Source organism: Allobosea sp. FG18 (assembly GCF_057809495.1).
This window is the reverse complement of the sequence record NZ_JBMDKB010000025.1, coordinates 1-25,541: the sequence shown is the minus strand read 5'-3', so window position 1 is coordinate 25,541 and position 25,541 is coordinate 1. Positions and strand designations below refer to the sequence as shown.

Here is a 25,541-nt window from a genome sequence, read left to right as displayed (position 1 = left end):
TGGGCGCGGGCGCTTCGCTTGCCGCGCCGGCGGACTTGCGTCAAGCTGAAGCCGCGCTGCGGTCCTCGGCGTCTCCCGTCAGGTTCCAGGGTTCGAGCGTCCCCTCCAGCCAGCGAAGCCGGGTCAGGCTGCGCTGGACCTTGCCGCTCGTCGTCTTCGGCAAGGAGCCCGTCCGGATCAGGACGATCTTGTGCAGGGCGACATCGTGATTGTTGACCACAGCCGCCTGCACGGCGGCGACCACCTCGGCCTCCGCAATGCCGTGGCGCTGCGTGCGCTCGACCTCCTGCACGACGACGATGCGTTCGGCGTCATGCTCGTCGGTGATCGTGAAGGCGGCGCCATGGTCGCGCCGCAGCGAGGGGTGGCTGGCGGCAACCGTCGCTTCGATATCCTGCGGGTAGTGATTGACGCCGCGGATGATCATCACGTCCTTGATGCGGCCGACGACATGGAGCTCGCCCGCTTCGTCGAGATGTCCGAGATCGCCGGTCCGCAGCCAGGAGCCGCTGGCGCCGGGTGCGTCCGTCTCCAGCCTTGCCCGGAAGGTCTGCTCGCTTTCCTCGGGGCGCTGCCAGTAGCCGTCGGCGACGCTGGAGGCCTGGATCCAGATCTCACCGATCGCGCCTTGGGGCAGCGGGTGCCGCGTCTCCGGGTCGGTGATGGAGATCGTCAACCCGGCCATGGGAGCGCCGCAGCTGGCGCTGGCGTGCCGGTCGGCGGCGTCCTCGGGCGGGGCGATGCGCGCGGCCTTGAGCGCCTTCGCGCTGACGTCACGCGTGGGGGGCAGGGAGCCTCGCTTGCCGGCGGTGACGAGCAGCGTCGCCTCGGCCAATCCGTAGGCGGGGCGCATCGCCTCCGGCGCGAAACCATAGGGTGCGAAGGTCGCGGCGAACCGCTCCAGCGTCGCGGCCCGCACCGGCTCGGCCCCGTTGAGGGCGATCTTCCAGCTGCTGAGGTCGATGCCGTCCATCTGCTCCGGCCGGAAGCGGTCCACGCAGAGATCGAAAGCGAAGTTCGGGGCGGCGCCGACCTCCGCGCGATGCTCGTGGATGGCGCGTAGCCAGTTCAAAGGGCGATGCATGAACCCCGACGGCGTCAGCAGGACGCAAGGCGCGCCGAGATAGATCGGCTGCAGCAGGTTCATGATCAGGCCGAGATCATGGTAGAGCGGAATCCAGCTGACATGCGCCGAATCCGCATGGTTCCCGAGCCGCTCCCGCATCATCGCGAGATTGTCGATCAGGTTGCGGTGGCTCACCATCACGCCTTTCGGCGCGGAGGTCGAGCCGGAGGTGTATTGCAGGAAGGCGAGGCCATCGGCATTGGGCCGAAAGGCGTCGAGGGGTGCAGGCTCCGGTGCCAGCGCAACCGGGAGATGGCGAATGCCATGCGCCGCCAGGCGCTCCCGCAGCAGACCGCGCGGATCGGGATCGGAAGCCGGGCTCAGCGCCAGGCGCGGCGTGCAATCGGCGATGATCGCCGCGCTGGCGTCGTGATTCGCGTTGCGGCGCGGCTGCATCATCGGCACGGCGACCACGCCCGCCATCAGGCAGGCGAAATAGGCGACCACGAATTCCACGCTGGAGGGAAAGATCAGCAGGGCGCGATCGCCCGGCGTGGTTTCGGCTGCGAGCTGGCGCGCCAGATGCGCGGCCTGCGTGTGCAGCGCGGCGAAGGTCAGGCTCGGCCGCTCGCCGGGGCGATCGGAATAGACGGTCACGGCGGCGATGCCCGGCCGAGATAGGGCCTGGTGCTGCAGGACCTCGGCCAGTGACGAAAAATGGCTCATCGCAATCTATCTACGGAACAAGCGTCGCCAGTGGCCGGGAGTATATTGCACCTGCCGCTCCCTCTTCTGTGCCGAGGCAAGGTCGAGAAAGCTTGCTGCCTTCTATGGAGCGCGCTTCCGGCGAGATCAACCTCAACAGCGCGAAGCTGCCGGCTGCATGTTCACGCGAGTGATGCTAGAGCATGCGTTAATCAGCTTCGTCATGGACGCATGAGAGCCGGAAGCGACCCGCTGGAATTGAGGATGGATACGCTAGCTCAAGCGGATACGCCGCTGGAACCGATGCCGAAAGCGCAGGACGGCTTTTCCCGCTCGCTGCTGCCCGTCATGGAGGTGCGTGAGCCGGCTCGACGTTGGGCGGACGGTTCGGTCTCGGTCGTTCTCCTGGTGCCGGCCCAGGCCTTTCTCTACGGGCCTTTCCTGCGTCTGCCGGAAGGACGGTATCGCCTGTCCTTCCGCTGCCGGGTGCGCCTGCCACTGCAGGGCGATCACCCGGTCATGGGCCTCGAAATCGTCGCGCAGAACCGCCTCCTGCGCGCCTGGCGCGATTATAGCGCGGCGGAGCTTCGTGGCGGCGAGCAGAGCCTGACCTTCGAGGTTCCGCGCGAACTGGGTATCGAAGGCGGCGCCGATGTTCCTTTCGAGTTCCGCTTCACGCATTTCGGCAATGCCTTGCTGACCATGGTCGAGCTGAGGCTGCAGCGCGAGCCCACGGCGGTCGTGCCCGAGAACGTTCCGGCCGAACTCGAACCCTGGCGGTTGCTCGGCCGGCTGCGGACCTTGCCGCTGCCCGGCGCTGTTAGTCTCTCGCCGCTTTCGATCACATCCCTGAAATTGTGGCGTAGTTCGGCGGTTCTGCGGCTTCCGGCTGGGGTCTTTCGCGTCGAGATCGACTGCGCGCTGAAGCAGGCCCGCAGACCTTCGGAGGCCGCGCTGGCGGTCGAGGTCGAAACGCGGGACGGTATTCCGCTTGGGGGAGGCCGCTTCCGGGCGAGTGAGTTGGAAGCTGGCCGGGTTTCATTCGAATTTACAGTGCCGCAGGATATCGGGCTCGACGCCGGCGTGCCGCGCACGATCGATATCCGGCTGCGCCATTTTCGCAATGCGAGCCTGCTGTTGCACTCTCTCGATCTGCGGCGCGTTTCGGCCGATGCACCTGCCCTGGCCTTGCTGGCGCCGTCCGGACGAGTTGCGGCTTCCGGGGGCGCCAGGAAGCAGATCGTCATCTTCGGCAATTGCCAGGGCAATCTGCTGGCGGAGGCGCTGCGCTACCATTCCGGCTTCACGCGCCATTTCTCGGTCAAGCACCACTACATGGAACTGCCGGTGAACCTGCACGAGCAGGGCCGGCGCGACCTGCAGGAATGCGACCTGCTCCTGATTCAGGACATCCGGGAATGGGAGCAATATCCGTTGCGCGCCGATGTCCCGAGCGATCTGCCGACGCTGCGCTATCCTTGCGTGCGCTTTGCCTCGCCCTGGCCTTTCGACGCCTTCAACGGGCCGGACGACAGGCTCGCCCGCAACCGCGACCTTCCCAATTTCGAGTTCACCTATTTCGACGGGCTGCTCGGGCGGCTGCGGCGTCAGATTCCCGATCCGGAGCAGCGCTTCCGGACCTATGAATCGCTGGCGATCGAGCGGCTCATCGATTTCAACCGCCTGCACCAGTTCGAGCAGACAAGGCTCGAGGAGATGGACCGGAAATTCCCGGCGGGAATCGGCTCTTATATCCTCGACAATTTCAGGAAGAAGCAGACCTTCTACACGACGGCCCATCCCAATGGCCGGATCATGAAGATGCTGGTCCGGCAGGTCACCAAGGAATTGGGTCTGTCGCTGAACTTCTGGCTGCCCGGTTCGCTCGATTCGCTGCGACGCCTGCAGGTGCCGGTTCATCCGAAGGTCGCTGCGGCGCTGGGAATCGGTTGGGCTGATGCGCGGCGCAAATATCTCGTGCGCGGCGAGTGGCTGACCTGGGAAGATTATTTCCGGAAATACATCGCCTATTACGGGTAGGGGGAGCCGGTTCAGCCTCCCCAGCCGTTTCCAGATCTATTTGCGGTCGGCGGGTTCCTCGCGCGCAAGCTCGGCTGCGTAACTCGCAAGCAGGCAGATGAAGGCCGTGAAGAGCCCCGCAGCCATCAGCAGGATGGTGACGTCGCACCATGTCATCGTCAGGCCGGCGACGGTGAAGGTGGGCGCGCCGAAGAAGAAGATCGTCGTGTTCATCAGGATGATGAGCAGGCGCATCTCCGTTGGCCCCCAGCCGACCAGCGAGATATGGAACTCGCCGGAGACGCAGGCCTTGACCAGCGAATAGATCGACAAGGCATGGTAGCCGGCCAGCGCCAATAGGGCAAAGTCCATGCGGACATAGGCGGACAGGCCCATGCCGGCGCAGATCAGCAGGTTGCCGATGACGTCGATGGTCTGGTCGAGGAAATAGCCGTATTTGGGCCGCTCGATTTTCCTGAAGCGAGCGAGGCTGCCGTCGAGCGAATCGCCGAACCAGTGAAAGACGAGGCCGAGCGAGGCCAGCCACAGGAAACCCGGCGACCAGGCCGTCAGGACATAGCCCGCCAGTGTGAGGGCCGCTCCGAAGATGCCGAAGGCCGTGAGCTTGTCGGGAGTGACGCGTGCCGGCATCCGCCGGACGAGCCAGGCCAAGGCCTTTCGCTCGATGGCGCCGACGAGGCTGTTGTTGATGCGTATCAATGAAGTCGACTGCTCGGTGCGAAAGGCCAGGCAAGCTATTGCCTCTCGCGCCGCGGGTTTCAAGTGTTGCGGTTGCGAGAAGCCTATGCCATGCGGACGTTGAGCATTCCCGCTCTTCGTGCTGTGTTGAGATCGTGACGATCGGCGACCGAGATCAGCTGAATCCGCCAGGGTTTCCTTGTGCCGATCGCCTATGACGCGACACGCCTGTTCCTCGGACCTTTGTCCCTGACGCCTCGCGGGATCGATCGGGTCGATCTCGCTTACGCACGCCATTTCTTCGAGCATTCGGATGAGGAATGCTGGGCGGTCCTGCCCACCGCATGGGGCACGCGCGCGTTTCCGCGGGAGCGTGTCCTGCGCGGATTGACGCGGCTCGAGGAGCTCTGGGCCGAGAACAGGCAGCCGGCGATCGACGGTGCCTGGATGGCGCTGGCGCCGACCATGCAGGCCGGCAAGTCGTCCTGGCATCTGCCGCGGAACGGCAGTCTGGCCGTCTCCGCACGGATGACCTCGCTGCTCAAGGCGACGGGCATCGGCTTCGGCAGTGATGTCGTCAAAACCCTCAAGCCCGGGACCGTCTACGTCAATGTCGGCCAGATCGGATTGGCGGTGCCATTCCTGCTGCGCTGGCTGAACAAGCGCCCTGATGTGCGCCCGCTTTTCATGCTTCACGACGTGATTCCGCTGGAGATGCCGGAATATGTTTCTCCCGGCGCGGTCAAGGCTCATGCGGCGATGGTCGACCAGACGGCGCGCTATGCCTCTGGGCTGATCGTCACGACCCGTACCGCCCAGCAGGCGATCGAGGTCGAGCTGAAGCGCCGGGGCGCGCGGACGCTGCCCACGCTGGCGCTGCCTCTGCCCGTTCCCTCGATCTTCCGCGAGGCGCCGGATCCGGATCCGACTCTCGCCTCCATCCCCTATTTCGTGGTCTGCGGCGCGATCGAACTCAGGAAGAACCATCTCCTGCTGCTCGAAGTCTGGAAGCGGCTGCATCGCCGGCTTGGTGCGGCGACGCCGCATCTCGTGATTGCCGGCGCGAAAGGCTGGCAGGGCGATCTGATTCTCGACCGCCTGCGGCGCTCTGGCGATGTCAGCACCTATATCCATGTACTTCACGGCCTTTCCACGCCGGCGCTGAAGCGCGTGATCAGCGGCGCCCGCGCCTTGCTGATGCCATCCTTCATCGAGGGCTTCGGCCTGCCGGTCGTGGAGGCGGCGGCACTGGGCACGCCGGTGGTCGCTTCCGACATCCCGGCGCATCGCGAGGTCGGGCATCCCGAAACGGTTTTCGTCGATCCAATCGACGGCCTCGGCTGGGAGGCTGCGATTGCCTCGCTGCTGTCGACGGGACCGCGTCGCCTGGCACCCTTTCCGGCCTATGCGAACTTCACCTGGGTCGAGTACTTCGCCGCACTGTCGTCCTTTATCCGCAGGATTGAAGACGGTGAAGCAGCTTTAGACTGAACTCGGATTGTTTTTTGGCGAAATGCCCCTTATCAGCAGACAAGGATGGGAGCGAGACTAGTCTGCCGTAAAGCACCGGCTGTGATTGCCTGAGAGCACTGGGATTGCCGAAGTCTATGCCGTTTCACAAGCAATCAACTGTCGCAGAGGCAGCCATTATCGGCGCTTCCTGCCTTCTGCCCGGTGCGAATAGCCTCGAATCGCTGTGGCGGCTGCTGTTGGAGGGACGAAACGTCGTCTCGGAGCGGCCGCGTGGGCGCTGGAACGTCGAGCGCTTCCTGCGGCCGGGCGATCCCGCTCCCGGCTTCTCCTATAGTTTCGCTGGCGGCTATCTCGATGATCCGTTCGGTTTCGATCCGGCACCGTTCAACATCTCGCCGCGCGAAGCCCAGCAGATGGATCCGCAGCAGCGGCTGCTGCTGACTGCTGCCTGGCGCGCCTTCGAGGATGCCGGCCTGCCACCCTCGACACTGGCCGGCCGCAATGTCGGCGTCTATGTCGGGGCCTCGCTCGCTGACTACCAGAGCGCCGGTGCCTTCGATCCGGCTGTGATCGGCAGTCACTTCATGACGGGCAATGCCCTGTCGATCCTGGCCAACCGGCTATCCTACGTGTTCGACCTGAAGGGGCCGAGCTTCACGGTCGATGCCGCCTGCTCTTCGTCCTTCATCGCGCTGGCGCAGGCGGTGGCGGCGCTTCGTGCCGGCGATGTCGACCTGGCGATCGTCGGCGGCGTCAACATGTTGCTCTCGCCGGTGCCGTTCATCGGCTTCTCGCAGGCGCGCATGCTGTCGACGACAGGGCTGTGCCGGCCCTTCTCCGAGGCTGCCGACGGCTATGTGCGTTCCGAGGGCGCGGTCGTGCTCGTGCTGCAGCGGGAATCCGAGGCGATCGCCGCCGGCCGCCGGATCCGCAGCGTCGTCGTTGCCGCCGGTACGAATGCCGATGGTCGGACCAATGGCATCTCGCTGCCGTCACAGGACACGCAGCAGCAACTGATCGAGGCGACCTATCGGAATGCGGGCTTCGACCCTGATGTCCTGGCCTTCGTCGAAGCGCACGGAACTGGGACCAAGATCGGCGATCCCATCGAGGCGGCCGCGATCGGCGGGGCGCTGGGCCGGCATCGCGCGGCTCCGCTGCCGATCGGCTCGGTCAAGTCGAATCTCGGCCATCTGGAGGCCGCCTCGGGGCTTGCGAGCCTGCTGAAAGCGAGCCTGGCACTGGAGCACCGCCTCGTGCCTCGGTCGCTGTTTGCCGAAGCGCCGAATACGGCGATTCCCTTCGACGATCTCAATTTGCAGCCCGTCGTCGAGCCGCTCGCCTTGCCGTCCGATGGACGCGATCTTTTCGCCGGCGTCTGCAATTACGGCTTCGGCGGCACCAACGGTCACGCTATCCTGCGCTCGGCGCGCTGCGAGGAGCAGGGCAGGACAAGTGTTGCAGCTTCCCGGCCTGCCGAGGTTCTACTGGTTTCGGGCAGTACGGCGGATGCACTGAAGGCGCGCGCGCTACAGATCGCCGAGACGGTCGCCGGCGACCGGTCCGTCGCTCGTGTCGCGAGCGCGCTCGCCTATCAAGGTGAATTGCTGCCGCACCGGCTTGCCGTTCCCATCCAGGAGAATCCGTCGGCTGCAGCGGACGTGGCGGCCAGCCTGCGCACCTTCGCGCAAGGCTCTGACTCCCGCAAGGACAGCGCATCCGCCGTGGCCCATGGTGGCGAGCGGCCTGCGATCTTCGTGTTCAGCGGCAATGGCGCGCAATTCGTGGGAATGGGCCGCGCAGCCTATCGCGCCAATGCCGCCTTCCGGCGAGAGATCGACGCGATCGATTGCATCTATGCGGAGATTGCCGGCTGGTCGATCACCGGGCGCCTACGCGACGGCGTGTCGGACGAGGAACTCGACCAGACCTCGATCGCGCAGCCGCTGATCTTTGCGGTCCAATCGGCGCTCGCCGCCGTTCTGGCGGAATATGGTACGCGCCCTGTCGGCATCCTCGGCCATAGCGTCGGCGAAATCGCGGCGGTGGAATGTTCCGGCCTGATCTCCCGGCGCGATGCGCTGCGGATCATGCACACGCGCAGCCGCCATCAGGAATCGGTGCGCGGCAAGGGGCGGATGCTGGTCCTGGCCTGTCCTGCATCGAAGGTGGAGGAATTGCTCGTCGAAGCCGGCGTGCAGGATATCGATATCGCTGCCTATAACAGCGCGACCTCAACGACGGTCTCCGGCCCTGCCGACCAACTCGAAGCGCTGGCAAGGCTGGCGCGGAAGAGCCGCATCGCGGGCGTCCCGGTGCATGTCGACTATCCCTTCCACTCGCGGGCGCTCGACGGGGTGCAGCAGGCGCTGGTCGCCGATCTCGGCACGTTTGTCGCCCAGGCGCCGCGCGTGCCGTTCTATTCGACGGTGACCGGGCAATTACTGGCTTCCGGCGAGCTCGATGCGGATTACTGGTGGCACAATATCCGCCGGCCCGTCCGCTTCGCCGAAGCTGTGGCGGCGGCGCGGGCTGCCCATCCTGACGCCGCCTTCGTCGAGATCGCGCCGCGCTCGCTCCTGGTCGGGCCGATCTCGGACATCTTGCGGGCCAGCGAGGCCCAGAATCCGGTGCTGCCAACACTGGCGAACAACGACCCTCTCGATCGCGACCCGATCCGCAGTGTCGTTGCGCGCCTGGTGGTGAACGGCGTCGCCCATCAGCGGGAGGCGGCGTTCGGCTCCGCGCCGCCGACGGTCGAACCGCTGCCGCCCTATCCCTTCCAGCCGGAAGACTATCGCTTCGAGGAGACGGTCGAGGCGATCAACCTCCACGGCCGCCTGATCGCGAGCACGCCGCTGCATCCGCTGCTGGGGCCGCGCGTTTCGGACGGCTCGGCGGAATGGCGCAATCTGCTCGATCCCGTCCTGCTGCCCTATCTCGACGATCATCGCGTCGATGGCGGCGTGGTCATGCCGGCTGCGGCGCTGATCGAGTTCGCACTGGCCGCCGGCCGCGAATTGTTCGGCGAGGTGCCGCTCGAGATCGCGGAATTCGACATCACCAAGGCGATGACCTTCGGCGAGGACGAGACGCGCGAGGTTTCGACACGCTATTTCGAACACACTGACACCGTCGAGATCTGGAGCCGACGCCGCTTCGCCGCCGCCGACTGGATTCTGCACGCGCGCGGTTCGCTTGCTGCCTTGCAGAATGCGGCGGCGTTGCCCTTGCCGCCGCTGCCAACAGTCCATGCCCCCATCCTGAGCGAGACGGCTGAGATCTATGCGGCGGCCGAGCGGGCCGGGCTCGACTACGGGCAGCGTTTCCGCGCCGTGGTCTCGACGCTCCGGGATGAGACGGTCGGCGAAAGCCGCCTCCGCGTTCCCGAAGGTGGCACCGGTGCCTATGACGACCGGCATGTGCTGCACCCGGTTTCGCTGGATGCCAGCTTCCACGGCCTGTTCCTCGCCCGCCCCAACAGGGACGGGGAGCGCAAGGCGCATCTCCCGATCCGCTTCCGGCATATCCGGGTCTGGAAACCAGGTGTGAGCGTCACCCATTCGGTGACGAAGCTGGAGACCGAGACGGAACGCTTCAAGACGCTTTCGGTCTCGCTGATGGACGAGAGCGGCGGGCGCGTCGCCTCGATTGAGGCCGCGGTCCTGCGCTCGGTGCATCTGGTCAAGCCGTTCATGATCGAGCGGACCTTCCGCGAGGACCATCTCGCGATCGCGCCAGTCACATTGCCGGCCGCTGCTCTCGGCGGGGCCGATAGCGGCAGCTCCGAGGAAGCGCGGCAGCTATCGCTGCTGCTGAAGGCCTTCTCTATCTCGCTGGCGCGGAGCCTCTGCCGCGATCTGCTCTCCGCCGAAGCTGTCGACAGCTTCGAAAGCGTGCTGATCGAGGGTAAGATCGCAGCCGTCGCCGAGCCGTTGTTCGGCATGGCCCGCGATATTCTCGCGATGGCCGGCGGCCTGGACAGCGCGGAGGAGGGCACGCGGCTCTCCGCGACATTCGCCATGCCGTCGCCTCAGGCCCTGCTAGGCACGCTCCAGCAGCGTTTTCCGGCAGCCAACCGCGAATTGCGTCTGGCCGCGCAGGCGCTGGTCCAGGCCGGCCCCTTCCTGCGTCGGGGCGAGATCGAGGCCCGCTCCGCCGGCTTTGCGCATGATCAATGGGATCTGCTCGGCCTCTCGGCGTCGATGCGCGGCGTGGCGAAACAGGCGCTGGACGGCTGGACTGCGGCCGCCTCGCGGCCCCTGCGCGTGCTCGTCGCCGGCGGCTGGAATGGCGGGTTGACCGAGGCGTTGGCGGAGGCAGTCCGGGCCGGGCGCATCCAGGCGACCTTCGCCGCGGCCAATGCCGAGAGGGCCGACGAGCAGAGGCACTGGCCGGGGATCGGCAGCCTCTTCGATATGCTGGTGATCGCGGGCATCGAGAAATCCGCCCCGAGCCGTTTCGATGCGCTGATCGGTTTCGACATGCCGCTGTCTCCGCTCCACGAGACGAACGCGCTGGTGATCCGGAGCGCCCTGGCCCTGCTGGCCGACGATGCGCCGATCCTGCTCGCCCAGCCCGACGAGGACTTGCATCTGTCGTTTCTGCTCGGCGCGGCGACGCCTGCTGTCTGGCAGGATGGCAGGGGCTTGCCGTCCGGCGGGCCGGCGGGAATGCGCCGTCTCGCCGAGGAAGCGCGCGCAACCGCAGTCGAGTCGGGCCGGAGCCCGGACGGAGCGCTGGCCTTGGTCGGCGCCCGCGCCGCTTCGGTCGAGGCGCCCCATCATGTGCCGGATGCCGTTGCCATCGTGACCGGGCAGGGCGCGGCCGATCCGCGCGACCATTACGGTCTGACGAAGGCTGCGCTCTTCGCGAGCGATCGGGTCGAGCAGCTTTCCGGTTGGCTCGCCGCTTTGCCCGAGGGTGCGCATGCGACGGTTGTCGTGGCGCCGGACGCTTCGGATACGACCTCGCTCGACCGGCTGGCTGCGCGCATAGAGACGATGATTGCCGTGCTGAAGTCGCTGGCCGCAGCCCAGCGTCCTTGCCGGATGCTGGTCCTGACCGAGGCAGCCTCGGCTGGCGACGGCTCCCGCATGGGCGAGGAGGCCGGTATCCACGCCTTCATCCGGGTCGCGATCAACGAGTTCCCGGAGATCGACCTGCGTCTCGTCGATATCGCCTCGTCTGCGCCGGCGGCGGAACTGGCCGCTGTTCTGGATGCCGACAACGCCGAGCGGGAACTGCGGATCACCGCTTCCGGCCTCGAAGTCGGCCGCATCCGACGCGGCATGGAGCGCGATGCGCCGCTCGGCCGCGACGAGCGCGCCGTCCTGCATTTCGCCGATGGCGTCGGCCTCGACGGCTTTGAGTGGCTGCGGCAGCCGCGCCACGAGCCGGGCGAGGGCGAGATCGAGGTCGAGGTCGTCGCTGCCGGCCTGAACTATCGCGACGTCATGGTCGGTCTCGGGCTCCTCGACGACGACCTGCTCGGCGCGGGATTGACCCGTGCCGCGCTGGGCTTCGAATGCTCCGGACGGGTCAGCCGGGTCGGCCCCGGCGTGACCCGGCTGCGGCCGGGCGATCCCGTGATGGGCTTCGCTGCCGGGGCCTTCGCCTCCCACATCACCTGCCCCGACTGGCATTTCTTCCCGGTCCCGGAAGGGCTCGATCTCGAAGCGGCCGCGACCATCCCCGTCGCCTTCTCGACGGCCTGGTATGCCCTGGTCGAGCGCGGCCATGTCCGCGCCGGCGAGACCGTTCTGGTGCATGGCGCGGCCGGCGGTGTCGGCCTTGCCGCGATCCAGATCGCCAAGCTGCATGGAGCACAGGTCCTGGGGACGGCGAGCAGCGATGCGCGGCGCGCCATCGCCACGGCGGCAGGTGCGGATGCGGTCTTCGATTCGCGTCGGGAGCGCTTCGCCGACGAGATCCGCCGGCAGGTCGGCAGCGTCGATGTCGTGCTGAACTCGTTGGCGGGCCCGGCCATGCTGGCGAGCTTCCGCCTGCTCAAGCCTTTCGGGCGCTTCCTCGAGCTCGGCAAGCGGGACTTCCTCGACAACACCCAGCTCGCTCTCCGGCCGTTCCTGCGCAACATCGCCTATAGCGGTGTTGATCTCGACGAATTGCTGGCGGCCGATCCCGCGCTGGTGCGCGGGATGCTGGCGCGGCTGTCGGACGCTTTCGGAAACCAGGGTCTGCGTCCGCTGACCTATCGCCGCTTCGAGGCCCATGAGGTCGGGGCGGCGTTCCGGACGATGCAGGCCTCCGAGCATGTCGGCAAGATCGTCATCCGGCCGCCTCGCGCGGCACGGACCGATCTGGCTTCACTGACCTATGCCGCTCGTCCCGGCCTCTATGTCGTCGTCGGTGGCACCACCGGCTTCGGCTTTGCGACGGCGCAATGGCTGGCGCGGAAGGGGGCCTCGCAGATCGCCCTCCTGTCCCGTCGCGGCGCCGTTGATGACGATCTCGCTCCGCAGCTCGCCGAGATGCGCGCGAGCGGCACAGAGGTCGTCGTCGAGAGCCTCGATGTCTGCGATAAGCTTGCGGTTACCGAGACGCTTGGTCGCCTGGCGCGGGAGCACGGGCCGCTGCGCGGCGTCATCCATGCGGCGGTGCATCTCGATGACGGGTTGATCGCCAATCTCTTGCCGGAGCGCCTGCGGGCCGTGCTGCGGACCAAGGTGGACGGCATCATCAATCTGGCGCGCGCGACCGAGGATCACGATCTCGATGTCTTCGTCGCCTATTCCTCGGCGACGACATTGATCGGCAGCCCGGGGCAGGGCGCCTATGTCGCCGCCAACGGCTTCCTCGAAGGCTTCATGCGGGACCGCCGCAGGCGGGGCAAACCTGGCCTCGCCATCGGCTGGGGCGCGATCTCCGATGTCGGCCTCATCGCCCGCGACAAGGAACTCGGGCAGCGCCTGCGTCGGGCAACGGGCGTGGTGCCGATGCGCGCTTTCGAGGCGTTGGCGCATCTTGGCCGGCTCCTCAGCCTCGGAAACGCGGCCGATCCCGTGCAGTTCTACGCCGGGCTCTCCTCCGGCTCCGGAGCCGAGAGGCTCAGCCTGCTCAAGAGCGCCGCCTTCCTCGATCTCGTCCAGCCCGGAGGGGAGGCGCGCGCCGCCCATGCCGAGGACCTTGGGGCTACCCTGCGCGGCAAGAGCCGCGAGGAAGCGATCGGGATCGTCACCGGCGTGCTGCGCCGCGAGGTCGCCGAAATCCTGCGCATGGCGGAAGGCAAGGTCGATCTCACGCGTCCGCTCGCCGATCTCGGCCTCGATTCGCTGATGGCGCTGGAACTCCACATGGCGCTGGAGAGCGCCATCGGCGTCCAGATCGCTGTGGTCGGCGCTGGCGACCGCAGCCTGCTCGACATGGCCGGCACGATCGTCGACCAACTCGACCAGGCCGAGGGGCAGGATCAGGAAGCGGCCGTGCCTGCCTCTTCGGGGACCATGCAGGCGACCATCATCCGGCTTGCCAATGTCCATTCGAAGATGGACATCTCTCCGGAACAGGCGAGCGAGATCGAGGCGATGGTTCGCCGGCCCAGCCGCGGCGCTGCAGAATGAGCGATCAGAACAAGCCCCTGTCCGATGGCGCCCTCGCCGATCTGCTGGCGCAGATGAATGAGGCGCCGCGCGCCGCGCCAGCTTCGGCAGTGCGGGCCGTCCGGCCGCGGCCGCGCGTCAGCATGGCTTTCGAGGACCATCCGCTCTACCAGCAGATGAAGTTCCAGCGCGGCTTTGCCGATTTCGCCAAGCTGCAGAACCCCTATTACCGCCTGCACGATGCCCAGGCCGGCGCGACCTCGGTGATCGCTGGCAAGCCTGTCGTCAATTTCGCGTCCTACGACTATCTTGGCCTGAACGGCCATCTTGAGATCGCCGATGCCGTGGGCAAGGCCGTGGCGGTGTTCGGAACCTCGGTCTCCGCCAGCCGGATCACGGCCGGCGAGCGCCGCGTTCATCGCGATCTCGAACAGGCGCTGGCGCGCAACTACGAGGCGGAGGACTGCATCGCCTTCGTCTCCGGCCATGCCGGCGCGGTCTCCTCGATCGCGACGCTGCTCGGGCCGAAGGACCTGATCCTTCATGACGCCCTGATCCATAACTGTGTCGTGGTCGGCGCCCAGCTCTCCGGCGCGACGCGGCGTTTCTTCCCGCATAACGATCTCGATGCGCTCGAAGCCATACTCGCGGCCGACAGACACCGGTTCGAGCGCGTGCTGATCGTCAGCGAAGGCCTGTTCTCGATGGATGGCGATGGCCCTGATCTGGCACGCCTGATCGCGATCAAGCAGGACTTTTCCGCCTGGCTGATGATCGATGACGCCCATGGTCTCGGCGTGCTGGGAGCGAGTGGCCGTGGCATCTTCGAGCATCAGGGCCTCGCGCCCGATGGCGTCGACCTCTGGCTCGGAACGCTGTCGAAATCGCTCGTCAGCTGCGGTGGCTATGTCGCGGGCTGTGCGGCGGTGGTCGATCTGCTGAAGCATCAGGCGCCTGGCTTCGTCTATAGCGTTGGCATGCCCGCCTCGAATGCGGTTGCCGCCTCCGTCGCGCTCGACCTGATGGCGCGCGAGCCGGAGCGCGTCGCGCGGCTCCAGCGGCAATCGCAACGGTTTCGCACGCGGGCACAGGATGCCGGGCTCGACACCGGCGAAAGCTGGGGCTTCGGCGTCGTCCCGGTCATCATCGGCGAGACCGTACCGACCGTCATGCTGGCGCAGCGCCTGCTCGAGCAGGGCATCAACGCCTTCCCGATCGTGCCGCCGGGCGTGCCCGAGAAGGCTGCGCGCCTGCGCTTCTTCATCAACGCGACGCATAGCGACGCCCAGATCGACGATGCGGTCGAGGGGCTGGTCCGTGAAATCCGGAACCTGGGCGACGCGTCATTGAAGCAGATCCTGAGAGGCTGAGCCGGGAGCAGGTTGGCGCTCGATCGGTCCGCCCGGATCGCGGCTTGATCGAATCTCTTCGGCCACATCATTCTGCCGCCGGCAGCGCTTGAAACGAGACCGTCAAAGAAGGGACCGGAGCCGGTGCCGAAGAATATCCTCCTTGAAGCCCATGCGACGATGCTCAAGCAGGGCACCGGCATCGCGACCTATGCCCGCAACCTTGCGAGCACGGCGACCGGCCTGGGTTACGATGTGGAGCTGCTGATCGGCACCGAGCAGCGCGTCAACCGCCGCGATCCGCTTCTCTCGGAGGTCGTTCTCAACGATGCCGTCGATCCGAAGGCGATCGACCCGCTGAAGCTGGCCGCCCGCGGCATCGACTGGGTGACTGGCATCCCCGGCGGCGTCAGGGCGCAGCGCCTGCCGAATCCGCGCATCGTTGTCGATCGGGGTTCCGGCGCTTCGGCGGAGCGAAGCCACCCGACTTACGGTGCTGTCCGGCTCTGGGAGCGTGCCTTCATGCATTTCAACCGCTTCGGGCATCGCATGCCGGTGCGCTCCGAGGGGCGGCATGACCTGTTCCACGTGACGCGCCCGACGCCCGCTTTTGTGAAGGGCGCTGCGAATATCTATACGATCCATGATATCGTGCCGCTGCGCCTGCCCTACGCGACGTTGGACAAGAAGAAGTACTTCTACACGATGATCAAGCATCTCGTGGAGAAGGCCGACCATATCGTCACGGTCTCGGAGTTCACGCGCAAGGACGTCCAGGAGTTCTTCAAGATACCGGACGATCGCATCACCAATACTTGGCAATCCGTCTCGCTGAGCGAGGCCTCCTTGTCCGTCTCGGACGAGGAGGCGGCGCGCGACGTGGATAATCGCTATGGGTTGGCGTTCAAGGAGTATTTCCTGTTCCTGGGCGCCATCGAACCCAAGAAGAACATCTCGCGATTGGTCGAAGCCTACGCCGCGTCGGGGTCGACGCGGCCGCTCATTCTGGTCGGCGGCCTGGGCTGGCTCTACGAGCAGGATGTCGAGATGCTCAAGGACGAGCGCCTGCTGAGCTGGCGCTTCGACGGCTCGCATATCCGGCCGGAACGGCGCGTCCAGCGCCTGCCCTATGTGCCGCTGGGTTCGCTCCTGTCCCTGATCCGCGGCGCACGCGGCGTCCTCTTCCCCTCGCTCTACGAGGGCTTCGGATTGCCGATCCTTGAGGCCATGCTGCTGGGGACGCCGGTGATCACCTCCAATACCAGCTCGCTGCCCGAAGTGGCCGGCGATGCGGCGATGCTGGTCAACCCCTATCATATCGAGGAAATCCGCGATGCGATCCGGACCCTTGATGCCGATGCCGACCTGCGCGCGGAACTGGTCAATCGCGGGCGGAAGCGCGCGGAGTTCTTCTCGCCTGCGCGGCATGCCGAGCGGGTGAAGGCGGTTTACGATCGCGTCCTCGGCTGACAGAGCCCGGTTTGGCCGGCGTCTCCGTCAGAAGCCGAAGCGCCGCCGCAGCTTGGTGATGAACTGGGCGACCTCGCCCGAGGCGCGCAGCGTGAGCGATGCCTGTTCCGCGGCGATGCGGCGGGCCTCGTCGGTATCGAACGCGTAGGTGGCATAAAGCGCGGCATAGCGCTCGCGAAACACGGCCTGGTCGCTGTCGCTCATCTCGGAGTAGCGCAGTGCCTTGCCTTTGCTGAACTGCCCGATGACGCCCTTGTCGTGGAACTTGCCGAGAACGGCCTCGACATCGACGGTCGCGCCGATCTGTTCGGCGATGGCCCGGATGACGGCCGGACTGTCATAGCAGATGGCGTTATAGGTGAAGACCTTGAGCGCGCCGGTATCGGTCCAGCCCTGAAAGCAGCCGAGCTGGATATCGATCGAGTTCAGCGTGTCCGCCACATCGGCGAATTCCGAGAACGCCTTCGTCCGCCAGCGCCGCGAACGGGTGCCGTGATCGACCATCGACAGAGCGATCTCGCGTGGGTCCCGGATCGAGGCGTTTGCCAGGATCTCGCCGGCGGCCACCATCTGCGCCACGTTCCCGCGCGGCGGGCCATGCGTCTTGAGGACGATGTCCTGGTCGCCGATCTCGGCCTGGATATCGCCCAGCAGCTCGTGATCGATGAAGTTGAAATAGTTCTCGACGGAATCGGCCTTCCGGAACGGCTTTCCGAGCCTGACCACTGGTCGCCCGGCTGCACGGAAGACCTCCTCGGTCATCTGGTAGAGGAAGGTGCTCGCCGATTTCGTGATGCCGTAGCAGATATAGATCATGCGTTCATTCGCGAGGAGCGCGTTCCGGTTGCCGGGCGGTGTCGGGGCGTCGCGAGTCTCATCATGCCCGGTCGGTCCCGCGGCTTCGCTTGAGGACGCGCCGCTGCTGCCATGCGAGGACCGGCCTGTACAGGCTGTGGAACTGCGCCAGCCAGGCCATCGTCCGCGAGGGCGCCAGGAAGAATGCTCCCGTCTCGGCTTGCGCGATCATCCTTTCAGCAACCTGCGGGGCGCTCATCGTGCCGCCTTGCTCGGAGATCAGGCGGGTCACCAGCGGGCGCTTCGGCTTTTCGCCCGCCAGTTGCGGCGTTTCGGTGTCGGGCGGAGCGACGAAGCTGACGGCAATGCCGTCTTCCGCGAGCTCCAGCCGCAGGATCTCAGCCAGCGCCCGTACGGCGAACTTGCCGGGCGCATAGCCGCTATAGCCGGCGATCCCGATGAAGGCTGCGCCTGACGAGACCAGCGTGATCCGCCCGCCACGGCCGCGCATGACTGGAACCGCTGCCTGTATCAGGTGAAGCGTCCCGAAATAATTCGTCTCCATCTGTGTCCGGTGGGCGGCGAGGTCGAGATCGCGGAACAGGCCGGGTTCGACGATGCCCGCCGAGGTGATGAGCCAGTCGATCCGCCCGTGCCGGGATGCGATCTCGGCGATGGCCGCCTGGCACGCCGTTGCATCGGTGACATCGACAGGCATGAGATCGACGCGCGCTTCGGTGTCGGAGCCAAGCGTAGCGGCGGCTTTACGCAATCGCATCGGATCGCGCGCGAGCAGGGCGACGCGATAGCCGCGCGCCAGAAGCACACGCGCGCAGGCCAGCCCGATACCGCTCGATCCGCCGGAGATGACGGCGACCTTCAGTGGGGAGGGCGCTGGCACGATGGCGTTCTCCGGTCAGGCGGTTGCAGGTTGGCGATGGTCATACGACCGGGCCGATTGCGTCGTCGAGATAGTACCATTGGTCGAGATGACGCAGGATCGCGGGCTCGATCCGGCTGTTGAGGAAGGCGACATCCGCGAGCGGATCGCTTCTGCCGGCATCCATATGGAACGGCCCCTCGAAATGCAGCCGGAACCGCACGCCCTCCAGCCGCTCGCAATAGACCACGACGAGCTGCGCGCCGGTGCGCCGGGCGAGTTTGGCCGCCAGGGCGAGATTGCCTTTCGCGTGCGGCGATCGTCCAAACAGGGGCGCCATCATCGTGTCGCCACGCTTCTCGTCCGGGAACAGAGCCAGCACGCCGTTGCCCTTCAGGATGGACAGGGCCCTGAGCGCTCCGTTCCGGTCGGGCGGTAGGACCTTGACGTCGAAGCCGCTGCGCGTCGCATCGGCGATGTCACGATGGGCGGCATTCTCCGGCACTTCGGAGATCGAGGCGATGGGAACGCCGATCATCTGCATGGCTGAAGCCAGCACCTCCCAATTGCCGAGATGCAGGCACAGCGCGATGGTCGGCACCTTGCCGACCTGCGCACGCGCTGCTTCTTCGCCGACGAATTCCAGCCGCCCGGACGCCGCGAAGCGGTGGACGATGGAGAATTCGGCCATCAGGCGCCCGACATTGTCGACGAAGCGCCAGACGAGTCTTTCGACCTCTGCCGCAGGCATGGCGGGAAAATGGTGACGGATGTTGTCGCGGGCCTTCCGGGCGACCTTCGGATCGATGAAGCGGATCTTGAGCCAGGCCAGCCTGGCGCCGATATCCGAAACGAGCTGGATCGGCAGGCGCCGCATGGCGCTATGCAGCACTCTCTCCAGGGCCTGCATGACGATATCGTCCCGTTAGATCTTATCCCGCGACGCGCGCGCAACCACGCGGGCGGGCAGACCACCCTTCGGTCGCAGGGTCAAGCGGCAGACCGGCTCGACCTTGTACCCCTCCCGCGGCAGAACCTCGAAGCGCTGGGCCAAGATGGCCAGGCATAGCGTCGCTTCGTCCAGGCCGAAATTCATGCCGGGACAGATGCGTGGGCCGACCGCGAACGGAATATAGGCGAAGGGATCGATCCGGGCGCCGGACAGGAAGCGCTCCGGCAGGAAGTGGTTCGGCTTGTCCCAGAGATCGTGCGACCGGTGCAGCAGCCAGGGTGAGATCATCACGAGGGCCGATTTCTCGACATCGATATGCCCGATGCGGTCGGCCTCGCGCGCCTGTCGTGGCAGGAATGGAACCGGCGGATAGAGCCGCAGCGTTTCCTGGATCACGGCGCGGCACCAGCGCAGCTGCGGGAGATCGGTGAGGGTCGGCGCTCGGTCACCGCAGACCGCCGCGATCTCCTCATGGACGCTCTGCCTGACCCAGGCCGCATTGGCCAGCAGATACCAGGCCCAGCTCAGCGTTGTCGCAGTGGTCTCGTGTCCGGCCATGAAGATCGTCGCGGCCTCGTTCCGCAAAGCGGCGACATCGAGCGGTTCTCCGCCGCTCTTCTGGTTTCGGCGGATCAGCAGGTCGACCATCGAGCCGGCATCGCCTTCGCCGGCAAGATGGGCGTTGATGACATTTTCGACGACGCCATGGACCATCGCGATCGACTGGCGCCGGCGTTTGCGGCTAAAAGCGGGCCAACCCTCGTCGGCGCCGAGGAAGTAGCCGAGATTGAAGGAATCGGCGTGGCGTTGATAGGCGCTGAAGCCGTCAATGACCTGTTGGGCTGCCTCGCGCGCGATACTCTTGCCAAACACGGCGCGCGATATGATCGCGGCGGTGAGGCGCCCCATCTCCTCGGTGAGCTCGAGTTCGGCCCCGGCGGGTAGTTGGCTCCATTCGGCAGCGACCGCGAGCGCCGCCTCTTCCATCGTCTGGCCGAATTCCGGCAGGCGGCGCTTGTGGACGATGTCGGCGACCAGCGGCCGGCGACGCTTCCAGGTCTCTCCATCACTGATGAAGAGCCCATCCCCCAGAAGCGCCTCGAGCGCCCGCCGCATCTGCGGGCTCTTCCGTTCGAAATTATCGTGCCGCGTGACGATAACGTAGCGTATATGCTCCGGACTGTTCACCAAAAAGATCTGACGTCGCAATATATTGAATCTATCTATGCCGGATCGATAAGAAGTGATTGGCCATATTTCAAGAAGGTTCCGGCGAGATGCCGTGATCAAGTGAAAAATACTTGGATCTTTATCCAAAGGAATTGGATAATTTGGTATAAATGTTCGATCGAAATTTGAATTCATAATATTGTTTGTCATTTTGTTTTTTCACATCGGTGTAAATTATCAAAATACGAAATATCTCTCTTATAAATATTATTTTTTCTATCATTCTCGAAGTAGTGATCTCTATTTCCGTAGATAAATGGCGAATTTTGTGATGTGTTTCCGATGTGTAGCAGGTTGGGTCTGGGAAGACGGGCCGAAATGCTGTCGGGCTTCAAGCGGGTGTCGCGGCATACGGCCTTGTGGAGAGCGTTCATGAGCCGGTCCGGGTGGGGAAGGGTGCTTTGCTACTGAAAGGAGGGGCGGTGCTTCGGTTATTTTGTCAAGACTTGTTCCGCCAATATCTCTGATTGTGGTGCTTGCTCTTTGGGCGCTTTCAGGCAGCGTTATGGGTGGCCAAAGTCTGCGGGTGTGCTAACTGCTTCGCTGCCATGCGATTTACCGAGTTCAGCGTAAGAGGGCGTCCTTTGGAAAATGATGAGAGTTCCTTCGTGATCGGCGCTTCCTCGTCGACGGCTTGGTCTCAGATGCTCGCATCTGATTGGGAAGAGCGTCGGAAGATCCTCGATTGGAAGGGGCTTGCGCCTGTTCATAGGTACGTCAACGAGATGACGACTGGTCTGCCTATGGATGCTGGAGGGACATGGTTCGCCTACGCCAAGGAGAAGCATCTGGATTCGCTTCTGGCTCGCTTGCGCATGCAAGGGATCAAACGGGGCGACGAAGGGTTGCGGATGGTTTCGTTTGGGTGTGGGCTCGGTAATATCGAATATGATATGATTAAACAAGGATGGCCGATAGATGATATTACACTCCTTGATTACGATGCGGCATTGATTGCGGCTGCCGAGCGACGATTTTCCGATATTGACATTTCAAAACGGTTTTCAACATTTGATTTTAACGATCCAAATTCTTTTGATGGACGAGATTTTGACATAATATTTTTCTGCCACTCTATACATCATGTAAGTAATATTGAAAAATTTCTTATATATCTTCGTGATTTGATGGATCAGAATACGTTAATACTGGGGGTTGATCATTTTGGGCCTCCGCGTATGCAGATAGATCCGGAAGTCCGGCGCATTATCGAGAGAGCATTTCTCGCGCTGCCTCCTCATCTGCGTCTTAACTTGCAAACTGGCGTTGTTGAAGATCGCTTTGAGGGTGTCAGCATGACCGAGTTGATGCGCGTCGATCCGACGGAATGCCCGCGTTCTTCTGATTTGCGTAGTTTGCGCTTCAGTTTGTTCGATGCCGTCGAGGTTCGCCCTATGGGAGGTACTCTTTTGCAGCAGTTGCTTGCTTGGCGCGCGGGGAATTTCCGGAGCGAATCCGATTTCGCCATCCTAGAGATTCTCATGTTGCTTGAGGAGGAGTTAATTCGAGCTCGGGCTATTCCGTCGAATGACCTCTTCTTTGTATTGCGGCGGGGCCTGCAGCGTTGGTGAGGCTGCTGTCTGATTAGTTGGTGCCCTTAAACGTCAATTGATGGAAATTGAATTCAGTAATTGTGACAACGAGTTGGAGTTGATCTATAACAGATTTACCTTTATCAAGGGTGTTGTCTTAGCGCTGGGCAAAGCTGAGGCCGAGATCTAAGTTTATGGGTGATCATCTCGGCGCCCTATTTGCGGTTGTTCGAACTTTGAGGGGGCTCTGGAAATCTGGGCCGCCAGACGGCGCTGTTGTCGCTGGGCGTAGGAGCGAATTATACCGATTTTAATGCTCCCAATGTTGCGGGCTAGAAGGTGGAATGAAATCGCCTCTCGACTATAACGGCGCTAAGGGGCATTGGATTGCTTCAGATTGCATTTGTGCGTTGGCTGAAGGTGCCAATACGTGCAAGCCCGAGGGCTCGTGAGGAAAGCTGATTATGATCACGTTGGACGAGTATTGGGAGGTGGGGTACCGCGAAGTGCAAGGTTGGCTTGGTGAGCGTGTCCGCTTGCCGATCGCACAGATTGCGGTGCTGCATGAAACGCATGCGATTGCAGGCGGTGTGCTTGAGATCGGGGTTCATCATGGGCGATTCTTCATCGCTCTCGCGACGCTCTCGCGCCCGGGAGAGTCTTGCGTTGCGATCGATGTATTCGATCAGCAGGATCTTAATGTCGATAAATCCGGTGAGGGTAATCAGATCATTTTTAGCGATAACGTAGCGCGCTATATCGCTGGAGACCGTAAAGTTATTGTGATAAAATCCGATAGTGTTTCATTGAACGTAATGGACAGATTTAATTTAGTTAATGAAAGTGGAGCGTTTCGTATTATTAGTATTGACGGCGGTCATACTGCAGAACGTGTATATAGCGATATGATTTTAGCTATGGATATCATGGCGGGGGGCGGGATAATTATTGTTGATGATTATTATAATTCTCATTGGCCTGGGGTCCATGAGGGGGTTTGTAAATTGATGGTGTCGCCCTATGCTAAGGCGAAGCCTTTTTGCTATCATGAAAATAAATTATATTTTACCGATATCAGCCATGTTGATCGCTACTTCGAAAGTTTTCGTATGTGCTTCAAGGAGCAGCCCAGCTTTAAGGTAGTGCATATGTGGGGCTCTCCGGTCGTCGTCTTCGGCTGAAGTTGCAGAAGCGCTTGGGACTTAAAGCCATTTTGGGAAATCAAAGATGGGCGCTTCTTCGCATGAGTTTGCGCTCATTTCGACGAGACACATGGCTTTTTGGATGCTGATCCGCCGCTCTTGGTCTCGCGCGGGGGGGGGGGCGATCAGCGCGTCGAGCACCCGCACAGCGCGCCCGCGTCGACCGACCAGGAGGTTGCGATCCGCGCCGGGCGCAAGCTCGGTAGCGTCGGATAGACGACGGCTTCGGCACGTAGAATCCGTAACGGCTTCATCGGAAGTCGGCGCGGGGATGGTATCGGTCACGGCGTCGCCGCCGCTCGAGCGCGCCCCAAGCCTCAGCCGGAAAGGTAGCTGTTCCAGATCGGCGATCGGCTGACCTTCCGGCGTTTTCTCGGGCTTGGCCTGTCCGATCATGCCGTGGACGTGCGCGCAATCTGGCTGTTCCGGGGGGGGACGAAGGTGGCGTGAGCGAGTGGCTATTCGTCTGCCTCGAGGCGATGCTGTTCGAGGCGAGCCATGTCGCCATGTTAGGCAGATTTTCGTTCCAGCTTGGTTGAGGCGCGGCGCAAGCGCAATCCCACTGGCCTAGGGGCGCTCGGGTAGCTATCACAATTCGGTAGACTAGATGCTGGGGCGACCGGTATGTAAGGCTGGCGATCAGCGAAATCGCATAGGATTAGCCGGTGTCACGATTTGACCAGTTGCAAGCTGCGCTGAGCGTAAAGCAGCGTGTCTTTCAAGCTTTGATCATTCGTTTTATGATTGGGCGTTATGGAAGAGATAATCTTGGATTTATGTGGACCATCGTTGAGCCGATGGTTCTTTGCTTGGGGGTGATGGCAATTTGGTCGTTTACCAAGGGACCGTCATCACACGGTATTAGTATGGTAGCGTTCGTGTTTACGGGATACATGCCGCTCACTTTGTGGCGTCACCAAACCGGCATTATGGTAAACGCGATGCGGGTACAAAAATTTATTACAATATTTAGAAATATATCCCTGATGGATGTATTGTTGGCAAGGCTTTTGCTAGAGTACGTATCGGTATCTGGTTCCGCAATTGTTGTTTTCTTGGTGTTATATAATATAGGAGTTCTTCAGTGGCCCTATGATTCAGGTTTGGTGTTAGAAGGTTGGTTGATTATGGGGGCGATTGGCACCGGCAGTGGTCTACTGATTGCATCGCTCTCCGAGTTGTCCGAGATCGTAGAAAAAGTGAACCAGCCAATGCAGTATTTTTTGCTGCCATTCTGCGGTTGCTTCTTCATGATTGAGTGGCTTCCGGATTCGGTGAAGGAATACGCGGGGTACGTCCCTTTGGTGCATGGGTATGAGATCATCAGGGGCGGCTATTTTGGCCCTGAGGTTACGATCCACGCTGATCGGCTATATGCGGTGTCGTGGGCCCTCATTTTGGCCGGCGTAGGCTGTTTTGCTTTCGAGTGGGTAAAGGATAGAGTTGAAGCCTAGGTTGAGGGCGCGTTTTTGCCACTACGTCGTCTAGCCTGCTGCCGGTTCTGTGAACAAATAGTTTGGCTAGTCCCGCCCTCTTCTCGCATTCGACCGGGCTGATGTAGCCGATGGTCGAATGCCTGCGAACGGCATTGTAGAGCCGCTCAATGTAATCGAACACGTCGGCACTGTTCTGAGTGATCTGAGCCTGATCTGAGCCCTTAAAACTGGATCGCTTTGGGTTAGAGTTTTCCGCGTCGTTTCCCATGGGCTGGGAGGAGCGGAAGGCGATGAAGGATTCGAAGTTTTCGGATGCCCAGAAGGCGTTCATTCTGAAGCAGGGCGCGGACGGGATTCCGGTGGCGGAGATCTGCCGGCGGGCCGGAATCAGCCAGGCGGCCTATTTCGCTTCGCGGACCTTCGGTTCAACTGGAAGAAGAAGTACGAGGGGCTGCTGCCGGCCGAGGTGCGCCGGTTGAAGCAGCTCGAGGATGAGACCGCGAAGCTGCGCAAGCTCGTCGCCGATCTCGCGCTGGACCGTGAGATGCTCCAGGACGTGATCCGCCGAAAGCTCTGAGGCCTGGTCGCAAGCGCGAGCTCGTCGGCGTGATGTGTGGCGAATGGCAGGTGTCAATCCGGCGGGCCTGTGCGGTCCTTGAGTTCGACACGTCGAGCTACCACTACAAATCGTGCCGGCCCGACCAGACCCCCTTGGCCGCCCGGATCAAAGCAATCTGCGAGACCCGCGTTCGCTATGGCTATCGTCGTGTGGACGTGCTGCTGCGGCGCGAGGGCTGGCATGTCAATCAGAAGCGGATTCGAAGGATCTACAATGAGTTAGGCTTGTGACCTGAGACCCTGATCTTCCTCAAGATTTGAGTAGAGTCTGTCGATCAAGGAGACGGACGATGCGCCCCTCACGATTCACGGAAGAGCAGATCATCGGGATGCTGAAGGAGCAGGAGGGCGGAGCGGCGACGGCGGATGTCTGCCGCAAGCACGGCATCTCCTCGGCGACCTTCTACAAGTTCAAGGCGAAGTATGGCGGGATGGACGTGTCGGATGCGCGCCGGCTGAAGACCCTCGAGGATGAGAACGCCCGCCTCAAGAAGCTGCTGGCTGCGTATTCCGATGAAGCCGGCCATTGATTCCGAAACGAAGCCGGCCACCTGTT

15 protein-coding genes and 2 pseudogenes are annotated in these 25,541 nt (G+C 63.3%); 10 read left to right on the top strand and 7 right to left on the bottom strand.

Going from position 1 to position 25,541, the window contains the following annotated elements:
• Positions 1-40: 40 nt before the first annotated feature.
• The gene (locus tag ACODTJ_RS23970) at positions 41-1,792 is read right to left on the bottom strand and encodes a fatty acyl-AMP ligase (RefSeq protein WP_488850309.1); all 1,752 of its coding nucleotides are present in this window, start codon (positions 1,790-1,792) and stop codon (positions 41-43) included.
• Positions 1,793-2,035: 243 nt separating this feature from the next.
• On the opposite strand from ACODTJ_RS23970, the gene ACODTJ_RS23965 reads away from it, so the two are divergent.
• A complete protein-coding gene (locus ACODTJ_RS23965) occupies positions 2,036-3,811 on the top strand; it encodes a WcbI family polysaccharide biosynthesis putative acetyltransferase (protein WP_488850307.1) in 1,776 nt (591 codons plus the stop codon).
• A 36-nt stretch (positions 3,812-3,847) separates the two neighbouring features.
• Here the strand turns inward: ACODTJ_RS23965 and ACODTJ_RS23960 are convergent, their stop codons facing one another.
• Positions 3,848-4,510, bottom strand: a complete 663-nt coding sequence (locus ACODTJ_RS23960; protein WP_488850305.1) for a CDP-alcohol phosphatidyltransferase family protein — start codon at positions 4,508-4,510, stop codon at positions 3,848-3,850.
• A 180-nt stretch (positions 4,511-4,690) separates the two neighbouring features.
• On the opposite strand from ACODTJ_RS23960, the gene ACODTJ_RS23955 reads away from it, so the two are divergent.
• The 4 genes from ACODTJ_RS23955 to ACODTJ_RS23940 all read left to right on the top strand — a co-directional run bounded on the left by ACODTJ_RS23955 (position 4,691) and on the right by ACODTJ_RS23940 (position 16,340).
• The gene (locus ACODTJ_RS23955; protein ID WP_488850303.1) at positions 4,691-5,980 is read left to right on the top strand and encodes a glycosyltransferase family 4 protein; all 1,290 of its coding nucleotides are present in this window, start codon (positions 4,691-4,693) and stop codon (positions 5,978-5,980) included.
• Between the two features lie 116 nt (positions 5,981-6,096).
• Complete coding sequence (locus tag ACODTJ_RS23950) at positions 6,097-13,542, top strand: SDR family NAD(P)-dependent oxidoreductase (protein WP_488850301.1); 7,446 nt, start codon at positions 6,097-6,099, stop codon at positions 13,540-13,542.
• Positions 13,539-14,891: an aminotransferase class I/II-fold pyridoxal phosphate-dependent enzyme gene (locus ACODTJ_RS23945; protein ID WP_488850299.1), complete on the top strand. Its 1,353-nt coding sequence runs from the start codon at positions 13,539-13,541 to the stop codon at positions 14,889-14,891. The genes ACODTJ_RS23950 and ACODTJ_RS23945 overlap by 4 nt, the downstream gene beginning before the upstream one ends.
• A gap of 123 nt (positions 14,892-15,014) precedes the next feature.
• Entirely contained in the window at positions 15,015-16,340 is a 1,326-nt protein-coding gene (locus tag ACODTJ_RS23940; RefSeq protein ID WP_454658304.1) for a glycosyltransferase family 4 protein, read from the top strand.
• A 27-nt stretch (positions 16,341-16,367) separates the two neighbouring features.
• Here the strand turns inward: ACODTJ_RS23940 and ACODTJ_RS23935 are convergent, their stop codons facing one another.
• From ACODTJ_RS23935 to ACODTJ_RS23920, 4 genes are all read right to left on the bottom strand, one after another.
• Entirely contained in the window at positions 16,368-17,156 is a 789-nt protein-coding gene (locus tag ACODTJ_RS23935; protein ID WP_488850297.1) for a hypothetical protein, read from the bottom strand.
• A gap of 61 nt (positions 17,157-17,217) precedes the next feature.
• On the bottom strand, positions 17,218-18,036 hold the full coding sequence (locus tag ACODTJ_RS23930; protein WP_488850295.1) for an SDR family NAD(P)-dependent oxidoreductase: 819 nt from the start codon (positions 18,034-18,036) through the stop codon (positions 17,218-17,220).
• 40 nt (positions 18,037-18,076) lie between these two features.
• Complete coding sequence (locus tag ACODTJ_RS23925; protein WP_488850293.1) at positions 18,077-18,925, bottom strand: lysophospholipid acyltransferase family protein; 849 nt, start codon at positions 18,923-18,925, stop codon at positions 18,077-18,079.
• Positions 18,926-18,940: 15 nt separating this feature from the next.
• Complete coding sequence (locus ACODTJ_RS23920) at positions 18,941-20,347, bottom strand: cytochrome P450 (protein WP_488850291.1); 1,407 nt, start codon at positions 20,345-20,347, stop codon at positions 18,941-18,943.
• A 458-nt stretch (positions 20,348-20,805) separates the two neighbouring features.
• Between ACODTJ_RS23920 and ACODTJ_RS23915 the strand changes: the two genes are divergently transcribed.
• Both ACODTJ_RS23915 and ACODTJ_RS23910 read left to right on the top strand, forming a co-directional pair.
• Positions 20,806-21,768, top strand: coding sequence for a class I SAM-dependent methyltransferase (locus tag ACODTJ_RS23915; protein WP_488850289.1), 963 nt, complete (start codon positions 20,806-20,808; stop codon positions 21,766-21,768).
• 425 nt (positions 21,769-22,193) lie between these two features.
• Complete coding sequence (locus ACODTJ_RS23910) at positions 22,194-22,910, top strand: class I SAM-dependent methyltransferase (RefSeq protein ID WP_488850287.1); 717 nt, start codon at positions 22,194-22,196, stop codon at positions 22,908-22,910.
• 21 nt (positions 22,911-22,931) lie between these two features.
• Here the strand turns inward: ACODTJ_RS23910 and ACODTJ_RS23905 are convergent, their stop codons facing one another.
• A complete protein-coding gene (locus ACODTJ_RS23905; RefSeq protein ID WP_488850285.1) occupies positions 22,932-23,327 on the bottom strand; it encodes a hypothetical protein in 396 nt (131 codons plus the stop codon).
• Positions 23,328-23,596: 269 nt separating this feature from the next.
• Here ACODTJ_RS23905 and ACODTJ_RS23900 point away from each other — a divergent pair, with 269 nt between their 5' ends.
• From ACODTJ_RS23900 to ACODTJ_RS23890, 3 genes and pseudogenes are all read left to right on the top strand, one after another.
• The gene (locus ACODTJ_RS23900) at positions 23,597-24,385 is read left to right on the top strand and encodes an ABC transporter permease (RefSeq protein WP_488850283.1); all 789 of its coding nucleotides are present in this window, start codon (positions 23,597-23,599) and stop codon (positions 24,383-24,385) included.
• A gap of 272 nt (positions 24,386-24,657) precedes the next feature.
• Positions 24,658-25,213 (top strand): annotated as a pseudogene (locus ACODTJ_RS23895) (transposase); the annotation flags it as partial.
• A gap of 62 nt (positions 25,214-25,275) precedes the next feature.
• Positions 25,276-25,488: pseudogene (locus ACODTJ_RS23890) on the top strand (transposase); the annotation flags it as partial.
• Positions 25,489-25,541: the final 53 nt, after the last annotated feature.

What these genes read in the sequence shown, in the direction of transcription:
- ACODTJ_RS23970 (WP_488850309.1), bottom strand. Translation starts at nt 1,792, where the DNA reads ATGAGCCATTTTTCGTCACTGGCCGAGGTCCTGCAGCACCAGGCCCTA.
- ACODTJ_RS23965 (WP_488850307.1), top strand. Translation starts at nt 2,036, where the DNA reads ATGGATACGCTAGCTCAAGCGGATACGCCGCTGGAACCGATGCCGAAA.
- ACODTJ_RS23950 (WP_488850301.1), top strand. Translation starts at nt 6,097, where the DNA reads ATGCCGTTTCACAAGCAATCAACTGTCGCAGAGGCAGCCATTATCGGC.
- ACODTJ_RS23945 (WP_488850299.1), top strand. Translation starts at nt 13,539, where the DNA reads ATGAGCGATCAGAACAAGCCCCTGTCCGATGGCGCCCTCGCCGATCTG.
- ACODTJ_RS23935 (WP_488850297.1), bottom strand. Translation starts at nt 17,156, where the DNA reads ATGATCTATATCTGCTACGGCATCACGAAATCGGCGAGCACCTTCCTC.
- ACODTJ_RS23925 (WP_488850293.1), bottom strand. Translation starts at nt 18,925, where the DNA reads ATGCAGGCCCTGGAGAGAGTGCTGCATAGCGCCATGCGGCGCCTGCCG.
- ACODTJ_RS23920 (WP_488850291.1), bottom strand. Translation starts at nt 20,347, where the DNA reads ATGACAAACAATATTATGAATTCAAATTTCGATCGAACATTTATACCA.
- ACODTJ_RS23910 (WP_488850287.1), top strand. Translation starts at nt 22,194, where the DNA reads ATGATCACGTTGGACGAGTATTGGGAGGTGGGGTACCGCGAAGTGCAA.
- ACODTJ_RS23905 (WP_488850285.1), bottom strand. Translation starts at nt 23,327, where the DNA reads ATGATCGGACAGGCCAAGCCCGAGAAAACGCCGGAAGGTCAGCCGATC.